The 19187-nt window shown below is 44.9% G+C and carries 21 protein-coding genes; 5 read left to right on the forward strand and 16 right to left on the reverse strand.

What is annotated here, in order from left to right; genetic code table 11:
• Nucleotides 1–188: 188 nt before the first annotated feature.
• Both FQV30_RS14170 and cls read left to right on the forward strand, forming a co-directional pair.
• Nucleotides 189–1022, forward strand: coding sequence for a squalene/phytoene synthase family protein (locus FQV30_RS14170; protein ID WP_146500807.1), 834 nt, complete (start codon nt 189–191; stop codon nt 1020–1022).
• A gap of 159 nt (nt 1023–1181) precedes the next feature.
• Complete coding sequence (cls, locus tag FQV30_RS14175) at nt 1182–2636, forward strand: cardiolipin synthase (protein ID WP_146500808.1); 1455 nt, start codon at nt 1182–1184, stop codon at nt 2634–2636.
• A 43-nt stretch (nt 2637–2679) separates the two neighbouring features.
• On the opposite strand, the gene FQV30_RS14180 is transcribed toward cls, so the two are convergent.
• From FQV30_RS14180 to FQV30_RS14210, 7 genes are all read right to left on the reverse strand, one after another.
• The gene (locus FQV30_RS14180; RefSeq protein ID WP_146500809.1) at nt 2680–3585 is read right to left on the reverse strand and encodes a M15 family metallopeptidase; all 906 of its coding nucleotides are present in this window, start codon (nt 3583–3585) and stop codon (nt 2680–2682) included.
• Between the two features lie 472 nt (nt 3586–4057).
• Complete coding sequence (locus FQV30_RS14185; RefSeq protein WP_146500810.1) at nt 4058–4303, reverse strand: hypothetical protein; 246 nt, start codon at nt 4301–4303, stop codon at nt 4058–4060.
• Between the two features lie 50 nt (nt 4304–4353).
• Entirely contained in the window at nt 4354–5136 is a 783-nt protein-coding gene (yidC, locus tag FQV30_RS14190) for a membrane protein insertase YidC (protein ID WP_146500811.1), read from the reverse strand.
• Nucleotides 5137–5305: 169 nt separating this feature from the next.
• Nucleotides 5306–6091 (reverse strand): AraC family transcriptional regulator, encoded by a 786-nt coding sequence (locus FQV30_RS14195; protein ID WP_146500812.1) that lies wholly within the window; start codon nt 6089–6091, stop codon nt 5306–5308.
• Between the two features lie 292 nt (nt 6092–6383).
• On the reverse strand, nt 6384–7283 hold the full coding sequence (locus FQV30_RS14200; protein WP_146500813.1) for a diacylglycerol/lipid kinase family protein: 900 nt from the start codon (nt 7281–7283) through the stop codon (nt 6384–6386).
• A 132-nt stretch (nt 7284–7415) separates the two neighbouring features.
• Nucleotides 7416–7760 carry a hypothetical protein gene (locus tag FQV30_RS14205; protein ID WP_146500814.1) on the reverse strand — a complete coding sequence of 115 codons (345 nt, stop codon included), beginning with the start codon at nt 7758–7760 and terminating at the stop codon, nt 7416–7418.
• 72 nt (nt 7761–7832) lie between these two features.
• Nucleotides 7833–8291 (reverse strand): GNAT family N-acetyltransferase, encoded by a 459-nt coding sequence (locus FQV30_RS14210; RefSeq protein ID WP_146500815.1) that lies wholly within the window; start codon nt 8289–8291, stop codon nt 7833–7835.
• 96 nt (nt 8292–8387) lie between these two features.
• Here FQV30_RS14210 and FQV30_RS14215 point away from each other — a divergent pair, with 96 nt between their 5' ends.
• Nucleotides 8388–8876 carry a GNAT family N-acetyltransferase gene (locus FQV30_RS14215; RefSeq protein WP_146500816.1) on the forward strand — a complete coding sequence of 163 codons (489 nt, stop codon included), beginning with the start codon at nt 8388–8390 and terminating at the stop codon, nt 8874–8876.
• A 141-nt stretch (nt 8877–9017) separates the two neighbouring features.
• On the opposite strand, the gene FQV30_RS14220 is transcribed toward FQV30_RS14215, so the two are convergent.
• From FQV30_RS14220 to mntR, 6 genes are all read right to left on the reverse strand, one after another.
• Complete coding sequence (locus tag FQV30_RS14220) at nt 9018–9590, reverse strand: DUF4064 domain-containing protein (RefSeq protein WP_146500817.1); 573 nt, start codon at nt 9588–9590, stop codon at nt 9018–9020.
• A 332-nt stretch (nt 9591–9922) separates the two neighbouring features.
• On the reverse strand, nt 9923–10204 hold the full coding sequence (locus FQV30_RS14225; RefSeq protein WP_146500818.1) for a GNAT family N-acetyltransferase: 282 nt from the start codon (nt 10202–10204) through the stop codon (nt 9923–9925).
• A gap of 19 nt (nt 10205–10223) precedes the next feature.
• Nucleotides 10224–11192: a ring-cleaving dioxygenase gene (locus FQV30_RS14230; RefSeq protein WP_146500819.1), complete on the reverse strand. Its 969-nt coding sequence runs from the start codon at nt 11190–11192 to the stop codon at nt 10224–10226.
• A gap of 142 nt (nt 11193–11334) precedes the next feature.
• Nucleotides 11335–12219, reverse strand: coding sequence for a DUF1002 domain-containing protein (locus FQV30_RS14235; RefSeq protein WP_146500820.1), 885 nt, complete (start codon nt 12217–12219; stop codon nt 11335–11337).
• 54 nt (nt 12220–12273) lie between these two features.
• Complete coding sequence (locus FQV30_RS14240) at nt 12274–13134, reverse strand: CvfB family protein (protein WP_146500821.1); 861 nt, start codon at nt 13132–13134, stop codon at nt 12274–12276.
• Nucleotides 13135–13156: 22 nt separating this feature from the next.
• Entirely contained in the window at nt 13157–13579 is a 423-nt protein-coding gene (mntR, locus tag FQV30_RS14245) for a transcriptional regulator MntR (RefSeq protein WP_146500822.1), read from the reverse strand.
• Nucleotides 13580–13743: 164 nt separating this feature from the next.
• On the opposite strand from mntR, the gene FQV30_RS14250 reads away from it, so the two are divergent.
• Complete coding sequence (locus tag FQV30_RS14250; RefSeq protein WP_146496808.1) at nt 13744–13899, forward strand: lmo0937 family membrane protein; 156 nt, start codon at nt 13744–13746, stop codon at nt 13897–13899.
• Nucleotides 13900–13939: 40 nt separating this feature from the next.
• Here the strand turns inward: FQV30_RS14250 and FQV30_RS14255 are convergent, their stop codons facing one another.
• From FQV30_RS14255 to FQV30_RS14265, 3 genes are read right to left on the reverse strand one after another with little or no spacing between them, the layout of a single operon-like run.
• Nucleotides 13940–15058 carry a GNAT family N-acetyltransferase gene (locus tag FQV30_RS14255; protein WP_146500823.1) on the reverse strand — a complete coding sequence of 373 codons (1119 nt, stop codon included), beginning with the start codon at nt 15056–15058 and terminating at the stop codon, nt 13940–13942.
• 22 nt (nt 15059–15080) lie between these two features.
• Nucleotides 15081–17150 (reverse strand): heavy metal translocating P-type ATPase, encoded by a 2070-nt coding sequence (locus FQV30_RS14260; RefSeq protein WP_146500824.1) that lies wholly within the window; start codon nt 17148–17150, stop codon nt 15081–15083.
• On the reverse strand, nt 17128–17499 hold the full coding sequence (locus tag FQV30_RS14265; RefSeq protein WP_146500825.1) for an ArsR/SmtB family transcription factor: 372 nt from the start codon (nt 17497–17499) through the stop codon (nt 17128–17130). The genes FQV30_RS14260 and FQV30_RS14265 overlap by 23 nt, the downstream gene beginning before the upstream one ends.
• A 215-nt stretch (nt 17500–17714) precedes the next feature.
• On the opposite strand from FQV30_RS14265, the gene FQV30_RS14270 reads away from it, so the two are divergent.
• Complete coding sequence (locus FQV30_RS14270) at nt 17715–19178, forward strand: SulP family inorganic anion transporter (RefSeq protein WP_146501096.1); 1464 nt, start codon at nt 17715–17717, stop codon at nt 19176–19178.
• Nucleotides 19179–19187: the final 9 nt, after the last annotated feature.

Genomic DNA, 19187 nt, shown 5'->3' on the forward strand with positions numbered 1-19187 from the left:
TGTTCGTTGAAAAGCGATTGGCCCTTAGGATTTTTTTCTGCCCAAAAACTGCATTTAGGGTAATCATTTGTTTTTTTATGTATTTCGTTTATATTTAGTAGACAGGCACTTTCAAGATTTGGGGTTCCGCTCCATTTCACTCTATACATACGAGTTGCTATTTTGTCTACGAACAGGAGGAAATTGAGATGAGTAAAGTCTCGAATCTGCACAAAGAGTCCATGGTCATGTTAAAAGAAACAAGCCGGACTTTTTTCATCCCAATCAGTTTTTTGGAACCTACCTTGAAAAAGACGGTTGCATCCGCCTACCTTTGCATGCGGGCAATCGATGAAATCGAAGACCATCCAGAGTTGGACGACAAAGCAAAAAAAACCTTGCTGCTGACAATCAGCGAAATGCTGCAAACTTCGTTCGATCCACATGAATACAAATTGCTGCTTCAGCCTTATGAGCATATGCTGCCTCAGGTCAGCCTTCGCTTATACGATTGGATCAGTTTATGCCCAACTGAAATTGTTGATAAAGTGAAAGCTTCTACCGCGGAAATGGCAGGCGGAATGGCAAAGTGGGTGGAGAAAGGCTGGAACATCCAGTCTCGGGAAGAACTGGATGACTATACGTATTATGTTGCAGGGCTTGTCGGTACGATGCTTTCGGATTTATGGAAATGGCATGACAATACGGAAACCGACCCTGAACTTGCTATTGCATTCGGCCGCGGGCTGCAGGCGGTCAACATGCTCCGGAACTACGATGAAGATTTGGAACGCGGCGTCAGCTTCGTGCCGAAAGATTGGAACCGGGAAGATATGTTCAACTACGCAAACGAAAACCTTGCACAAGCTCAGCTCTACGTGAAATCCATTAAAAACAAACGAATCCTTATGTTTTGCAAAGTTCCGCTTGCATTGGCCCATAGCACATTGAAAGCCTTGAAGTCGGGCAAAGAAAAAATGAGCCGCCAAGAAGTGGAAAGCATCGTAGAACAATTGAAGCAAGATGAAAATATTAGCGAATAATTGAAGCGCACTCCTCTAACCGGCGAGTGCGTTTTATTATTTCCAGTTGGTGAAGAAAATAGGAAAAGTTGCTTATTCAAAATGACAATATTCTTCTTACTTTTGCGTAATTAGTCTATAATTAAACCAGAATCAAATTTAAAAATAAGGGGAATACACATGACAATATCCATTATCGGCATCCTCACGGCAGTCATTTTTGTCTTGAATATTTTTCTTGCCGCAGCACTTGTCTTTTTAGAACGCCGTGATGCCTCTTCAACTTGGGCGTGGATAATGGTCTTATTCTTCATTCCGATTTTCGGTTTCTTCTTTTATCTTTTACTTGGAAGACGGCTCCGAAGGAAAACCCTTTTCAAATGGGAAGGCCGGAAAAAAGTGGGAATTGAAAACTTAATCGCCCATCAAATGAATGCTTTGCACGATAACGAATTTCATTTTCGTGACGAGAATGCGCAATCCTATAAAGAGTTGGTTTATTTGCTTTTGCGGAACAACGGAGCCGTCTTGACCCAAGACAATTCCGTGCAAATTTTCAATGATGGCCGCGAGAAGTTCGATTCGTTGATTGACGATATCCAAAACGCCAAACACCATATCCACATCCAATACTATATCTTTCGCTTGGACCAGCTGGGCAATCGCATCATGGATGCCTTGATCGCCAAAGCAAAGCAAGGCGTTAAAGTCCGCCTGCTGTATGATGACATGGGTTCGCGCCGCCTCAGCAAACGAAAGTTCAAGGAATTTATCAATGCCGGCGGAGAAGTGGAAGTGTTTTTCCCAGCCATTTGGCCGCTTATCAACCCGCGCCTCAATTATCGCAATCACCGCAAGATCGTCGTCATAGATGGTCGGGTCGGCTATATCGGGGGTTTCAATGTCGGAGAGGAATATATCGGGCTCAGCCGGAAATTCGGCTATTGGCGGGACACCCACCTGAAGCTCCAGGGAAGCGCACTGCATCCGCTGCAGACCCGCTTCATCCTTGATTGGAACCAAGCCTCCGCCCGGAATGACATTGAATACGATGATGGTTATTTTCCTGCGATTCCGGAAAAAGGAGAAACAACGATCCAAATCGTCTCAAGCGGCCCTGATGAGGAATGGGAACAAATCAAAGATGGCTATTTGAAATTGATCAACATGGCTGAAAAGTCCATCTATATCCAAACGCCTTATTTTATTCCGGATGCCAGTTTCTACGATGCCATCCGAATCGCGGCTCTCTCTGGAATCGATGTCCGCATCATGATTCCAAACAAGCCTGACCACCCATTCGTCTATTGGGCAACTTATTCTTATGCCGGCCAGATGCTGCGGGCAGGCGCTCGGGTGTTCATTTACAACAATGGCTTTTTACATACGAAAATGATTGTCATTGATGGCAAAGCCTCGACAGTCGGTACAGCCAATATTGACGTACGGAGTTTTAAATTGAATTTCGAAGTCAATGCTTTCATGTACGACCAAAAGGTTTCTACCGAACTGGCCGAACTGTTCCACCACGACATGGAATTATCCACCGAATTGACGTATGAGAAATATTACAGCCGAACGCGCATGATCAAGACAAAAGAATCCATTGCCCGGCTATTGTCGCCCATCCTATAAAACAGAAAAAGAGTTCCAGAATGATATATTCTGGAACTCTTTTTTACACGCCTAAATATTGTTCTAGCGTAATGCCTTTGGAATGGATTTCCGTCGCGGCTTTTTTTCCTACATAACGGAAATGCCATGATTCGTGCATATAACCGGTAATGCTTTCGCTTCCTTCCGGATACCGCAAGATAAAGCCATACTTATGCGCATTTTTCGCCAGCCATTTCCCGCCTTTTGTATCACCGAATGAAGCCGAGGCCCAATGCTGTTCCTGGCCCGCTTCGCCAATGTCAAAAGCGAGTCCGGTCTGATGTTCCGAGTAACCCGGACGCGCGCTATAGCGGTCAGCCGCTTCTTGTCCGTCTTTTGCCACATAACCGTTATACAGTTCTTTTTGGCGGTTATAGTCGCGGTAGGTGCTGAACGCGACCAAATCTACCCCTTCTTGAAGCGCCTTTTCTCTCATTTCTTCAAACGCTGCACGGGCTTCTTTACCTTCTCCCGGCGCATATGTTTCAGGCAGCGGATGCTGTTTATTCGCCAGCAGGATGCCATTGATCACGGCCGGTTCTTCAGGAAGTTCAACCGTATCGGAATACACGGTGGCATCCTTTGTCGGCTCCGCTTCATCCGCCGCCTTTTCTTTTGTTTCCGTTTCTTTCGGTTCTTCTTGAGGTTCCTCTTGTTTTTCTTCCTCTTCCTGTTCCGGCGCTTCAGCCGTTTCCAGCTCTTGAGCTTTTTCTTTCACAGCTCCATCCCCTTCCGGCGGTTCTTCTCCAGGGCTTTGCGAAGTCTGCACTTCGTTTGTTGCGGCATCATCTATGTTGGCTGGACTATCTATGGATTGTAAATAAAACCACGCGGCGGCAGCTGCGGCTACTAATATTGATCCAATAATCAAAGACCACTTTATAAAAGGGTTCTTTTTTTGCTGATTCGGTGTGTAACGAGATGGCATAGTTTTCCTTCTTTCCCTTGACTTCTTTCCTATTCTACCATACAGCGGCTTCTAAATTCCTGCGAATTCAATAAGTTCACCGTATGTTATAAAGACTGCAAGAACCGCTTGGAGGTTGCAACGGCTAACTGGCAAAACCGTTTTTCCTTGATGCCAGTCCGTCCTTTTGGCATTATACATACGTTCAAACTCTTATGCCAGTTTTTTCTTCAACGATTCTTTTTTCTTGTTGCTCCTATGGCTGCCATAAGCGGAATAAAACTAATGAAACGCCAATTGACCCCCATAACCCTTCTCTTTTGCACGAATAAACTATTAGAAACATTACAAGGAGATGGGTATAATGAAACAAATATCTCAAAAAGATATAAAAAGTTTAATAGGGCGTTTAGACAATTTATTGGAACAGCGGCAAAAAGATAAGTATGAATATAAAAAAACGGCGCAGCCCCAATGAGGCCGCGCCGTTTTTTTATATAATAACAGTAACGAGGACAACTGCGAATAAAATAGCGAACATAATAGCCATGCCTGACATCCATTTCGCTTCCCGTTCCATTCCCTGCTTTTTCATTTGCCGGGCGCGGAAGCTGTTTGTAATGACAAACAGCAATGTCATCAACAGCACCGCTATATCCATATTTCCTTGAATCAAAAAAATCAAGGACGCAATGCTTAAAGTTGCCACGCTTATTCCCAACACCAATTTCCGGTTCATGTTTTCAACCCCTAAAAAAGAAAGCCGGCAACCAATGCCGGCTTTTCATATTATTTCTTCTCTTCAACTGATTCCAGCGCTTTTTCCGGATGCTCTGAATAGAATTTCCGGCCAATGAATGTTTGAATGATCAGCAAAATCCCTCCGACTGCCCAGTAGACCGGCAATGCAGCCATCGATGAAAATGAGACGAACATGATCATAATCGGCGAAATATAAATGAAAAGCTTCATTTGTTTCTGCTGCTGCTCCGGCATTGTCCACAGAGAAACTTTTGCCTGGAAGAAGTAGACAGCTCCGGCGATCAGTGTCATCAAAATATCCGGAGAACCAAGAGTAAACCATAGGAACTCATGCGTTTTGATTTCTTCTGGCGCGTATAGGATGGCAAAGTAAAGGCCCATGATAATCGGCATTTGAACAATGACAGGCAAACATCCCATATTAAGGGGATTCACGTCATGCTTTTTATACAGCCCCATCATTTCTTGCTGAATTTTCATTTGCTCTTCTTTGTCCTTTGTTGCTTTCAAACGTTTTTGGATATCTTCCATTTCTGGACGCATTCTATCCATTTTAACTTTCATGCCTTGTTGGCGCTTGTAGGTATTCAACATGAAAGGCATCAAAATCAAGCGAATAATCACCGTAATGGCAACAATAGCCATTCCATAACTTCCGTTGAACAGATTCCCTAAATAATCCAGAGAAAAAACAAACGGTTTAACAAACAGGTTGTAGAAAAAGCCTTCCTGATTTTCCACTGCGGAACATCCACTTAATAAAATCACTGAAACTGCTAGCATGAGCAGCAATGTTAATTTCTTTTTCACTTTAGTCACCTTCACCTTTTTCAACTATTAAGAAGTATACCCATAAGAACAATAAAATTCAATCAATGGATATTCCTCAGCCGACTTTTCGGCATTTTGTGGCAAAATTGCGAATGCTTTTCAGCCTCAAATGTTCTGAAGACAAGAAAAAAAGGAGAATTTCTTCTCCTTATTTTGCATTGGGCAGCGTATAGCGGAAATACGGAATATGCTGGCTGTCCCGGAATTGTTTTGGTGTGACTGATGTATATTTTTTGAAGATGCGGGTGAAATAGCTTTGGTTGCAGAAATGGAATTGCTTCGAAATATCTGAAATAACTTTATCAGAATGACGTAAATAATATTGCGACTCTTCGACCCGCCGCACATTCAAATACTCGACAAGCGTAATTCCTGCATGTTCTCTGAAGATGCGGGACAAGTGGCTTGTGGAAATATGAAAATGCTTTGCAATATCTTCCACAGATAAATCACGCTCGACTTCATCATTGATGAACATCACCACTTTATTGACCGTCTGGTGGCCAAAAGAAGGCTGTTTCCGCTCAGAGATAATTGACACGAAGAACTCGATCAATTCATCCGCTACATATAAAAATTCCGAATCGTTCATCCGGTTATCCACTAATTCAATGCAGGCAGCATTGAATGCGAATGCTTTTTTCGGCGGCACACGCATTTCATACAATTTGCGTGCCATAAGTGAAGACAACACAATGTAGTAGTTGCGGACTGCTCGGATAGTTTCTTTTCCAGCGCGTACCGATATCAAGTCTATCAATTCCCGCAATGTTTGTTTTGCCCGGTCTTTTTCAAGATGATGGATTTCATAAACCAATTGGGTTTCAATTTCAAAAAAGTTTTCCAATCCTTCGTAATGATTTAAATTCTCATTTTCCGCCATGAAAATTTTGGAAATGGTTTCTTGAATGGATGGTGCAGCAATAATATTCATCTTTTCCCCGTCTTTCTTTGTACAATATTTGCAAGCGCTCCCTCAACTATATACCGAAACGGCTCATAAGAACATAGTCAATCTCCTAACTTTTTAAATTTTTTTATGTAATTTGATTTAGGCTCTATTTTACTAGTTACTGATTAAAAGGAAATATATTCCCAAAATATATACTATATATAACGAAATACTCTCAAAATGGTTTCATTTTTGACCATTTATCTCCCAAATTTTTTCAAAAACAAAAAAGCAGCCAAAATGGTTAAATGGCTGCTTTTTTCCTATTGAACCTTTATTTCACTTCTACATCCGGCGGGATATGCGCTCGGATATGACGAGGCAATACTTCGATTTGGAAAGGGGTTGCACAGCCTTCATCGCCATCTATATTGCACGATAAAGGATTGCTCGTATTGATTGAAACTTTTGTGGTGTGGACTACTTCCACCGCGGGATCTTGTTCCAGCTTTCCAATCAACAGCGCTCCGGCAATCCGGATAAAAGCCGGAAGAGCGGCATTTTTCACGATATAGAGATGCAGCAGACCATCGTCGGTCAGCGCCTCCGGAGCCAATTTCTCAAAGCCTCCTACCGAGTTCGTCAATGCTACCAATACGAGTTTAGCTTCTCCTTTCCATACGCCGTGATCATGCTCAATCTCAAAAAACATTTCGGCGTCTTCGGTAATCGCTTTGAGGCCTTCTATGAAATAAGCGAAGGCTCCCAGTTTTGTTTTTTGTTCTGGGGTAACCTCATATGTTGATTCGGCAATTTGTCCAATCGCCAAGATGTTCATAAAGTATTGTTTTCCAACCTTTGCAATGTCCACCCACTTTTCCGAGCCTGTCTTCAAAGCTTCGATTGCCTCCGCCGGATCTAAGGAAACCCCCAATGCCCGGGCAAAGTCGTTGACGGTCCCAAGGGGAATCAGCGAAAACAAAGGCTGGTGCTCTTGTTCTGCAAGGCCTGATACGGCTTCGTTGATTGTGCCATCGCCCCCCATTGCCACCACAAAATCATATTTTTTATCACAAGCTTCTCTCGCAAAGCGGGTTGCGTCCCCCTTGCCTTCAGTCTCTCTCGTATCTACCATATAGCCCATCTGTTCCAACGTGAATTGAACATCCAAGCGATAATCGGCCGCTTTCTCTTTGCCGGCAGAAGGATTCAGTATAAACATTGCATTTTTCATCTAGTTACCTCCGGGATATAATGACTTCTTCTATATCTTTACCCGGACTATAGGCTTTACTAATCCACAATGGAAATATTATATGGAAGAATTAAAAAAAGATGGGGAGTTCCCATCTTTTTAAGCATCGCTCTAAGGGGTCTTGCTTTCCGGTGTTTCGGAATCCGTACGGCCAAATTGATCCCGGTCCGAATTCGCGGAAGTTTTCCCTTCTTGTTCCTTATCCTCATTGACGTATTGGACGCTTGTCGACTTGCCGTCATTTTGCGGCTTCCCGGATGAAGATTCCTTCGCAGGTGAAACGGCAGCATCCGTCTCTCCAAAGCCTTCTAAGTTTTGGGATTCCAGAAAATCGTTGACTTTTAACTTTGTATTGTTAAAAGCGATTGTGGCTTTTCTTCGATTTTCGGGGTTCTTAAAATACGCGTATGCGCCTGCAGCCAATCCTGCAATCAACAGGCCTCTCCGTTTTGCCATCTCAACCACTCCCATCAGATTTACCTTCTATTTACCCTGAACTTTTACGACTTAACCTGAAAAACGCACTATTTAAATGCTATTTTGTTTCGCCATGTATTTCATATCAACATGAGGAATCCCATCTTCATCATACGCTTCTGAAACCGGCTGGAAGCCGAAGCTTTCGTAAAACTCCTGTAAATATACTTGGCCCTGCAGCTGAATTTCCTCAGCCTTCCATTCCGATAGAATATATTCCATACAATGGGTCATCAATTGCTTCGCAAGGCCACGTCCTCTTGCTTCAGGATGTACTATTACCCTGCCGATTGATGGAATTTCATACTTTACTCCCGCTGGAACAAGACGCGCATAAGCGAGCGTTTTTCCGCCTTCTGCGTATTCAAGATGAATAGACTCCTGATCCAGGCCATCCAATTCCGGATATGGGCATTCTTGCTCCACTACGAAAACATCTACTCGCAGCTTTAAAATTTCATATAATTTTCCAACTGATAAATCATTAAAATGATAAGTTTTCCAATTCAAAAAATACCGCCTCCTTTTTCCTTCTATTATTCCACATCAGTGGCTATTCAGGGTATTATTTGATATGATGGCAAAAAGAATTTTAGAGGTGATTGCATGATTCGCACTGGCACAACAGAAGATATCTCTTCTGTGCAGGAAATTGCCTATACTAGCTGGAGTGATACGTATGAAGGAATCATTCCCTCCCCTGTCCAAAAAAGTTTTTTAGATAAATCCTACTCGTTCCCAATGATGGAAATGCGGTTAAAGAAAACAATTATGCTTCTAGCTGAACACGAAGGCCAGCCTGTCGGTTTTGCCAACTTTACTAAAGTCGATGAAGATGGAGATGCGGAGTTGATCGCCATTTACCTAAAGCCCGAATACCAGCGCAACGGCTATGGAAAAAAACTGCTGAGCAGCGGCTTGTCCCTTTTGCAAGGTTCTCAGTTATTTGTTTATGTGGAAAGTAAAAATCTGAAAGGCCGTCATTTTTACGAAACCAATGGCTTCAAGTTTGTGGAAGAGTTTGAAGAATTGTTCGAAGGCTACCCACTGCAGACAGCCAAATATGTATATGACCTAAAAGCACCCGCCTTGTAAGCGGGTGCTTTTTTAACGGTTTGAATTTTTGCAGCTGTTCTGCTCCAGGACAATCATCCTGTCACAAAAAGGAACTTCTGGCTATCTCAAAAACACCCGCTTATAAGCGGGTGTTTTTGCCGCATGACCGCTATATGGACTTTATAGCGGTCGATACGGTGTGTCTTCTTTTTTATGAAGCGCTTCATCTGTACGGGTTTCTGTGTGGTCCGTACGTTGGGAATGGCTGTCTGTGCGTGCGCCTCCGTTGTCGTCGCGGTAGCGCAAATCATCATCTCGTCTATGCTTTGCCCGGCGGACAAAACACATGATTGCAGCAATATAGAAAAGAATAGACGTCAAGGACAATACTCCCGCAAACAAGCCAGCGATGATAAAAAACGCACCCGCTAATTTTGCATTCTTATCCTTACGAAGATTGAGCAAAGCCAGTATCGCAAAAAGTGTACTGATTGCCAACAAAGCCACAAGCGTCCAGCCGACCACTCCAAAACTGGCTACAAAAGCGTCAATTGCCGCCTGGGCATCTTGAGGATTTGAGAAAGATGGATTATTCCTGATTTCTTCTTCGAATTGCTGGAATTGCGGAGAGTTTTGAAAGCTGCCCGAGTTGCTGATCAAAAGAATGGTGGAAACAATGACAATAAGGTTGAAGACTATGCCTATTATGCCTAACGCTTTTTCAGCGCCTCTGCTTACTCTGCCTTCGTTCATTTCGATCACCTCTTTTTAGTTTTTTCTTGCATGTATCATAAAATATCGTTTCTTGCTATTCCTTTCCCCTAAAAAATTTAATAAAACCTGTTTAAAGTTTCTAATCCCGGGTAATTTATTAATATCAAAGATTTGAGAGGAGTTCTAGAAAATGGAAAAAAAACTAATATTTAACCAAGCAGATTTCATGTACGGCATCGGTGGAGCTTCCATTTTGACAGCTATCGTTTTCTTTATGACAAGCCTATAAATTGGAGGAAAACATGAAAAACTACATAACCGAAACGTAAAAAAGCAATCCACTAGAGAAAATAGCGGATTGCTTTTTATGTTTACGCTTTTACATCGTCATACTCACTGTAACGCTCAAATGCTACAGCGGCGTATGTGCAGACAGGTTCCATCTTGTAATTTTTTTGGCGCGCGTAATTTGCCGCTTCATCCAGCAGTTTTTTCGCTATGCCTTGGTTACGCAGTGATTGATCGACATACGTATGCTCTATGACCATGACATTGGCCATTTGCGTCCATGTAATTTCCGCTTTTAGATCTCCAGCTTCTTTCCAGATAAAAGCAAATTCGTCATGGCCAAGTTCCGTGAATTCAAATTGCATTTTTCATCCTCCTCTTACCTTAGTCGTTAAGCGTTAATGGGCGTAAGGAAGCTTCGATCTGTGTCCGCTTTGGCTCCAGGAACGGCGGCAAAGCCAGTTTTTCCCCAAGTTCTTCCATTGGCTCATCGGTCGCAAATCCCGGTTCATCTGTTGACAGTTCAAACAAGATGCCATTAGGTTCACGGAAGTAGATTGCCTTGAAATAGTAACGGTCCACTTCCCCCGAAGTGACAAAACCGTTCGAACGCAAATACTCATTCCACTTACTATATTCCTCAAACGTCTTAACACGAAACGCAACATGATGTACACTGCCTCTGCCCGGACGTTCAGGCGGCAAATCCGTGCGCTCTTCTAAGTGTACTTCGCCGGCAGGCCCGCCTTTTCCTGTCGAAAACACTAAAATATCCGGCATGCCATCCACCGTTGAAGGATAGGAGCCGATTTGTTCAAAGCCAAGAATGTTCGTCAGCGTAGCAGCCGTCTTGCCGGCTTTGCGGACGGTAAGCTGGACAGGCCCCAATCCGACAATCGCAAATTCATCCGGGACCCCGCTTTTTGACCAAGGAATCCCGTATTCGATTCCGGATCCATCATCAACAACGAGCATAAGACGCGATCCTTCAAAATCTTGAAAAGTCAATGTAGGCCGGTTAAAACGCAGTTCGATTTCACCATGCGGCACGCCGTATCCTTCAAACCGGCTTATCCAATAATCCAAGGCCGCTTCGCTTTTCACGCGGAATCCTGTGCTGCTGATGCTTGATACACCAGGGTAAGTTCTGCCTGCCATAGGAATATCAAAATAGGTCATGTCTGTCCCAGGGGTCCCGACTGCGTCTGCATAAAACAGGTGATACGAAGACGTATTGTCCTGATTGACGCTTTTCTTCACCAAACGCATTCCTAATATACCGGTAAAAAACGCATGGTTTTTGTCTGCATTGGCTGTAATTGCTGATACATGGTGGATTCCTTCTAATTTCATTGAACTTCCTCCTTTTATTATCTTGAATTCGAGATATTAAAGTTATCTTATCACTTACTTTCCGATAGCGCAACAAAGGAAACTTCTTAATAAAAACAAAAAAGGCGAACCAGTATATCTGCCGGTTCGCCTTTTTACCCTATCAACTTAACAATGAACGAATGCCATCGATCAGCTTGTTAAAGAAATTCTTCACACTTTGCCAGAACCCGTCATCGTTGACAACTGTACCGATTTTGTCTTCAATCGTCTGGCTTAAATCATTAAGTTCGTTTGACCATTGAGAAAAATCAATGTCCAGATTCCGGATCCGGTCCATCAAATCCACCAACAATTGGCGATCTTCCGGACTCAGTTCGATTTGCAGCTTAACGATTTGCTCTTCTACGATCTTCTCTACTTCTTCCCGCGATTCAGGCTGTTGTTCAGCAATATCTTTCTTAATCTCTGTCAACAATTCGCTGACCTTGGCTTCGTCAACCCCACTGTCGGCGATTTCAGTCGCTACACCCAGTTCGTCGTTGGCTACATCTGTCCGCTCGGGGTCCAATTCTTCTCCGCCGTTCACTTCATAAGCCTTATAAATGCCGACAAGCGCCGAATGCCCAGTTACCGGTTTTGGTGCTGCCACTTCTACAGTCGCGTCTTTGATGCCTGCAGTCAGCATCGCATTGGCGTACATTTCCGTCGTTACTTGCGTGATGTTGTCAGGCGTGACAATTTGGACTACCATGCCTTTTCCTTCGTCTTGCCGCGTGATTTTAGCGGAAGAATACATACGCGCGCGCGAATCGCCGTCTTTAATGTATTTTACAAGGTCCTGCCCTGTCACTTCAATTTCTTCTACCTCACCTGTTGCTTCCAGGCTTTTTGCGACACTTTCTTTTTCAGTTGCTGATAAGTCGCCGCCATACACTGCGATTGGCAAGCCGAATTTTTCATTGATGCCGACGTTTGCCGAACCCATTGCCGGCGATAAGACCGATACTGCAACAACCATCGTAATGGCCGAAATCATTTTTTTCATTGGTTATAACCCCTTTCTCCAAATTAATACGAAACTTGCGGGGAAAAGGTTGCATTACTTGGTTAACTTTGTCCAACCTTCTTCTTGCACAATCCTGCGTGCTTTATATAAAGTGCCAAGCGCCCGCTTGAATGCGGCTTTGCTCATGCCGAACATTTCCTGGATTTCATCCGGTGATGATTTATCGGTGAACGGCATCTGGCCGCCTGACTCTTCCAGATAAGCCGTGATTTTTTCCGCATCGCTGGAAAGGCGTTCTTGCTTTCTAGGAAGCAAAGAGCCATTCAATGTTCGGTCTTCTTTAACGCCGATTACACGAACAGTTTTTTCTTCCCCAAGACGCGGTTCTTCCTCGCGTTCACTTTCGTGGACAAAGATACGGTACATTTCGGGAACGGAAAGCATAAATGAGCCGACCGGAAGCAAACGATAAGCGCGCGCTTTCAAATCCTTGTTGAACACCTCTTCCGGAGCCGGAATGGACAGTTCACTCACTGTTTCTTCCGTCGCAAGCCGGCCATACAAATCCCCGTAACGGTCGGTGCGCAATGTCATGAAAATATGGTCGCCCGGCTCTGGCCACAACTCTTCAATTTGGGGAAGATCGGCAGGAAGCACATATACTTCCCGCGTTGTGCCAATATCCACTACCAGCCCTTCCCGCTTTGATACTTTCAAAACCTTCGCCCAGCCGTATTGGCTTGGCAAAATATGCGGAATCATCGGTGTAGCTGAAATGCCGCCTTGGCGGTTGCGGTACATAAACACTTCTATTTCCCCGCCGATTTCTTGGCCTTCTTCAATCTCCGATGCATTCATAAGGACTTCATCCCCGGAACTGTTCGTCAATATCCATTGGGACCCTGACCGGTCTTTTATCTGTAATGTCGCTTTTAACCCTGGATGCAATGCCATTTATATATCCTCCTTGTATCGATTATTTCTCGTTTTGTTCGTTTTTCAGCTTTTCCAGTTCTTCCCTGAATGCCGGGTTTTCTTCCAGCACTTGAACCAGGTCGGCAATCCGGTTGATTGAATTCCAGCTCAAATGGTGTTCGATCCCTTCTACATCCCCGTAAATACGCTCTTCATCAACCCCGATCAGCCGCAGAAATTGCTCAAGCAGATCATGCCGTTTCACAAGCCGCTTTCCTAACTTCTGCCCTTGAGGAGTCAGCATAAGACCGCGATAGCGTTCGTATATCAGATATCCATCTTTATCCAACTTCTGGACCATCTTTGTCACGGAGGATGGCAGAACCGATAAAGCTTCCGCAATATCCGAGACACGTGCATATCCTTTTTGTTCAATTAGCGAATAGATTATTTCAATATGGTCTTCCATACTCGGAGTAGGCAAAATGATTTCCTCCCTAACGTGGCTCTCTTCAGTTTACTATACCCCACCCCATCGAACAACCGACTCCCGCGGGTCTGTAAATAGATTCATTTTTCCGCCGATGTTTGGCCGAGATCGAAACAGGGTACTTATTACTATGGAACCAGAAAGGATAGGTGAGGAACATGGGCCGCATACTTTGGATTATTTTAGTTGTAGTCATTGCTTTTTGGTTGATCGGATTTTTAATGGACGTTGCAGGTGGTTTAATTCACATTCTTTTAGTCATCGCAGCTATTATTTTGATTATCAACTTAGTGACAGGCAGACGGGGCGTTTAGCCTAAAGAAGCGGCGGGGGAAATTCCCCCGCCGCTTCTTTTTATTCTTTCACTTTTGCATACACACATGTATCGCGCAATTTGTTGCCGATTTTTGAAACGGAATCTTTCCGGAGGATGCCTTCAAGTTCAAACTTCAACCGTTCAGCTACAGCCCGGCTCCGGACATTCTCCGGATCGCAGCGTATTTCCACCCGATTGGCTTCGAGTTCTTCAAAGGCAAATTTTGTGATGCGGTCAACCGCTTCCGTAACATAGCCTTTCCCTTCAAAGCGGTTATCCACCCAATAGCCGATCTCAAACTTGCGGACTTCCCAATCAATCCGGTGAAGGCCGGAGGAACCGATAAATTCGCCTGTTTCTTTTGAGAAAAAATGCAGGCGCAAATCTTTGCGCAGCTGAAAATCAGCAATGGCTTCCACTAAGTTTGCCTCCATCTGCGCCAAATCCGGTTTTTTCTGGGCAAATGGCATCCATGGACGCAAAGCATCTATAGAATGGAGAACGGCTTCGTAGCTGAGTTTTGCGTCTTCTCGTTTTGGCATCCGGATCAGCAGGCGCTCCGATTCAAACTCTTCCGGAAAATCAAGCAAGATGGGGTTAAAAGTCGGTTCTTTGACAATCTCTACCGCGTCATCCCAATGGACAGGCGTGGTAATTCCTGCCTGCCAGTCTTCCCGGGTCATACCGTAAGTCACCGCGTCATAATAGCGGTTCTCTTTCGGGGAAAACCACGCTTGGCGCAAATGGGCTTCTTTGACAAAACCAGTCCGTTCAAATGCTTTGCGCATCGCGAAGTTATCGTGGCGCGTGTTGCCTTCCAGGCGTATTTTCCTTTCCGGCAGTGAAAACACATGATCGGCAATCATTTTCAACGCCTTCGGTCCATAACCTTTGCCACGGTAAGGGTCCGCAATCCGCAAATCAAAGAGCGGAATGTCATCTTGCAGATCAAAGATCTTCACTAATCCTACTTGCATGCCCTCGTCGTTTTCAATCCAGAACGTTGTCACTTGATCGGACTGATAGCCGCCTTCTTCAATTGTCTTTTGGATCAATCCCCGCACCGGATGTTCGATTCCGTGAAACGGCCATGAATTCGTTGTCATAAAATTGATAAGCTGTTCTTGCTCTTCCATAGTCCATTCAGTTAACTTCAAACCAAAATCCTCCAAGTACTTCTTACTTCTGAACTTTCACCAGCCGAAGCGCATTCAAGATAACGAGCAGCGTGGCACCCATATCCGCAAAAATCGCGATCCATAGCGTCAGCCATCCGGGAATTATCAGAAGCAAAGCAATTATTTTCAATCCTAATGCAAAAATGATATTTTCCTTTATTATACGCAAAGTTTTTCGGCTGAGTCGAATTGTATATGGAAGTTTTTCTAAATCATCGGCCATCAAAGCAATATCCGCTGTTTCCAGGGCGGCGTCTGTGCCGGCTCCGCCCATCGCAATACCGATAGAGGAAGCGGCGAGAGCCGGTGCATCATTGATTCCGTCTCCCACCATGGCAACACGGCCATATGTTTTTTGCAGGTCCTTGACCGCAGACAATTTATCTTCCGGCATCAATCCTGCCCGTATATCCGTCATGCCGATGCTTTCGCCAATGGCATTGGCAGTTGCCGGGTGGTCGCCCGTCAGCATAATGGTCCGTCGAATGCCCAGGTTTTTCAATGTCCGGATGATGTCCGGGCTTTCACTCCGAACAGCATCAGCTACGCCAATAGCGCCGATCAACTCCATTTGGGAAAAGACGGCCATGACGGATTTGCCGCTCTCCTGCAGTTTCCGGTATTGCTGCGGAATCCGAAAACCTTCTTCTTCCGCCCAATTCAGGCTTCCGACAAAAACACGGATGCCGTTGACAATGGCACTTGCACCTTTTCCTGTAAGCGATTGGAAATCTTCATGATCATAAATTTTGTCTGCTTGAACCGTGATGGCGCGGGCAAGAGGGTGTTGGGACATGGCTTCCACAGAAGCTGCGATTTTCACCACTTCATCTTTTGTATAGCCAGGCTCCGCAAATACATCTGTCATTTCCGGATAACCTTTTGTCAATGTGCCTGTTTTATCGAAAGCGATGGCCTGGATGCGGCCTGTTTCCTCTAAATGGATGCCGCCTTTGATCAAGACGCCTTGGCGGGCAGCGTTTCCGATAGCAGTAACAATGGCCACGGGCGTCGAAACTACGAGCGCACACGGGCATCCAACAACTAAAACAGCCAAACCCTGGTAAACCCAAAGCTCCCAGTTGCCAGTCACAACCCCCGGCACAATGGCCACTAGAAATGCGATGGCAATGATGGCCGGTGTGTAGTACTTGGCAAAACGGTCGACAAACTTTTGGGAAGGCGCTTTTTCCGCCTGAGCTTCTTCTACTAAATGGATGATTTTCGCAATGGTTGTATCTTCCACCCGTTTGGTGACATGAATTTCGAGTGCGCCCTCTTCGTTAAGTGTGCCTGCAAACACTTCATCCCCTTGTTCTTTCGAAACAGGAATCGATTCTCCGGTAATCGCCGCTTGGTTAACCGAGGAAGCGCCTCTTTGCACCGTTCCATCCATCGCAATTTTCTGTCCCGGCTTGACGATCAATACATCACCAATTTCGATCTCTTCAGTATCCAGTTCCAATAACTCGCCATTCCGCTGAATCAAAGCGCGGGCCGGCGCTAAATCCATCAATCCGCGAATCGACTGCCGCGCTTTGTTCATCGAAAAAGACTCCAGCGCTTCACTGACTGCGAACAAAAAGACGACTACCGCCCCCTCGCGCCACTCCCCGATAATGACCGCACCGATAATAGCGATGGTCATCAATGTCTTCATATCGAATTGGAGCTTCGACAAATTCTTGATCCCGGTCCAAAACATGCCATAGCCGCCGACCGCAATTGAGGCTCCAAACAAGCCGATCGCCCGCGGGTCGGTTTCGCTTGTCTGAAACGAAATGAACGTCCCTATAACCAGCAGTATGAACGATATCACCGTTTCAATCGTCTGGCGCCGCTTATAAAACGGCACATGCTCTACTTGCGCTTTTTCAGGATAAACGCGGATGTGGTCAAATGCCCCTGCTTTCTCGAGTTCCGCAATCGAAACATTTCCATCCACGGTCAGTTTTGAAGCACCAAAATTCAAGTTGACCGTATTGATTTCAGGCAAGGCCCGGACATTTTTTTCAAATTTAGCTGCACAGCTTGTGCATGACAAATTTTCAAGACGATAGGTTTTTTGCATCCCTGACACCCTCTTTCGCATGTTCATGGGCAATCTTCACAAGCTGGTGGACATGGTCATCGGACAACGCATAATACACTTGTTTTCCTTTGCGTTCAGACTTGGCTAACCCTCGATCGCGAAGGTAGCGCAAGTGATGTGAAGCCGTGGCTGTCGACGATCCGATCACCGCCGCAATATCGCAGACACACATTTCTTCTTCTATTGTCAGCGCATACGCAATACTTAGTCTAGTTTCATCTGCCAATGCTTTGAACAAGCTTGCCACATCGGACAGGTCTGCCATATGTGTTTGAACCTTTTCCACCACTTCGGGATGGACTGTTGTGATCTCACAAATTTCTCTCATAATAGAAACCTCCCTTTCATTCAAACAAACATTTGACTGTTGTCTTTAGTATAATTCCTTGAACACACTTAGTCAAACGAAGGTTTGAATGAAAAGCATTTACTCTTTCGAGAAAAAATGATAAAGTTCTTACGATTGCCATTACCCGGGACTTCTTTGAGAGTGGGAAGTCAAAACTATAATAATATAAAAGGAAGTGGAATTTTTTGAACACAATGTCATACAAAGAGCAATGGTTCGGCAATATCCGTGCAGATATTCTTGCCGGCATCGTTGTGGCTTTGGCTCTTATTCCAGAAGCAATCGCTTTTTCCATCATCGCCGGAGTCGATCCGATGGTCGGGCTGTATGCTTCGTTCTCTATTGCAGTAATCATTTCTTTCGTCGGCGGCAGGCCTGCCATGATTTCGGCTGCCACAGGAGCGATGGCACTTGCCATGGTCACTTTGGTCCGGGACCATGGGTTGGATTATTTGTTGGCTGCCACCATTTTAACAGGGATCCTCCAAGTGATTTTCGGCTATTTGAAAATCGCGCGGTTTATGAAATTCATCCCGCGCGCTGTCATGATAGGCTTTGTCAATTCACTGGCCATTTTAATCTTCCTGGCACAGGTGCCGTTCATTTTCGGCATTAACACGATTACGTATGTTTTCGTAGCAGTCACACTTGCTATCGTGTATATTCTTCCGCGTTTTTTCACAGCAATCCCGGCTCCGCTTATCGCCATTCTGGTTTTATCAGGAATTGTCATGTATGCGGGCATCGATATGCAGAATGTTGGAAGCCTCGGCACCATCAGCCAATCGCTGCCGACGTTCTTCCTGCCTGATGTGCCGTTCAACTTTGAAACTTTGCAGATTATTTTCCCGACAGCTCTTGCCTTGTCAATCATCGGTTTGCTGGAGTCCCTGCTGACAGCATCCATTTTGGACGACGCGACTGAAACGGATTCAGACAAGAACCAGGAAGCGCGCGGACAAGGAATTGCTAATTTCATCACCGGCTTTTTTGGCGGAATGGCAGGATGCGCAATGATCGGGCAATCGGGCATCAACGTTCAATCTGGCGGGCGTGGACGCTTGTCCACGTTCACTGCCGGCGCCGTGCTGATGTTCTTGATCATTGTCCTCGGAAACTGGGTTGTCCAGATTCCAATGCCGGTTCTTGCCGGCATCATGGTCATGGTATGTATCGGCACGTTTGACTGGAGTTCTTTCAAATATTTGGCAAGCGCACCAAAATCAGACGCATTGGTCATGCTGGTGACAGTTATTGTGGTCGTTTACACGCACGATTTATCAAAAGGCGTGTTTGCAGGCGTCATTTTGAGCGCTGTATTATTTGCTGCCAAAATCTCCAAAGTGGAGATCCGAAAAAAAGGATTCGAAAAAAGTTCGTCGAATGTCTATACAGTACACGGACAATTATTCTTTGCATCAACTCAAGATTTTGTATCATATTTTGATGCTGTAGAACCGGCTGAACATATCACTTTGGACTTTTCAGACGCAACCGTCTGGGACGACTCAGGTGTCGGGGCCATCGATCGTGTAATGAACAAATTACAGGCGAAAGCGCAAAAAGTGGAGATCACCGGGCTGAATGCTTCAAGCCGAAAACTTGTAGACAAATTGGCGACATACGGCAATGCAGGCAGAAGTTCAAGCCAACATTAAGGGGGATTT

Origin of the sequence: Planomicrobium sp. CPCC 101110 (assembly GCF_007859395.1) — a bacterium.
Classification (GTDB): Bacteria; Bacillota; Bacilli; order Bacillales_A; family Planococcaceae; genus Planococcus.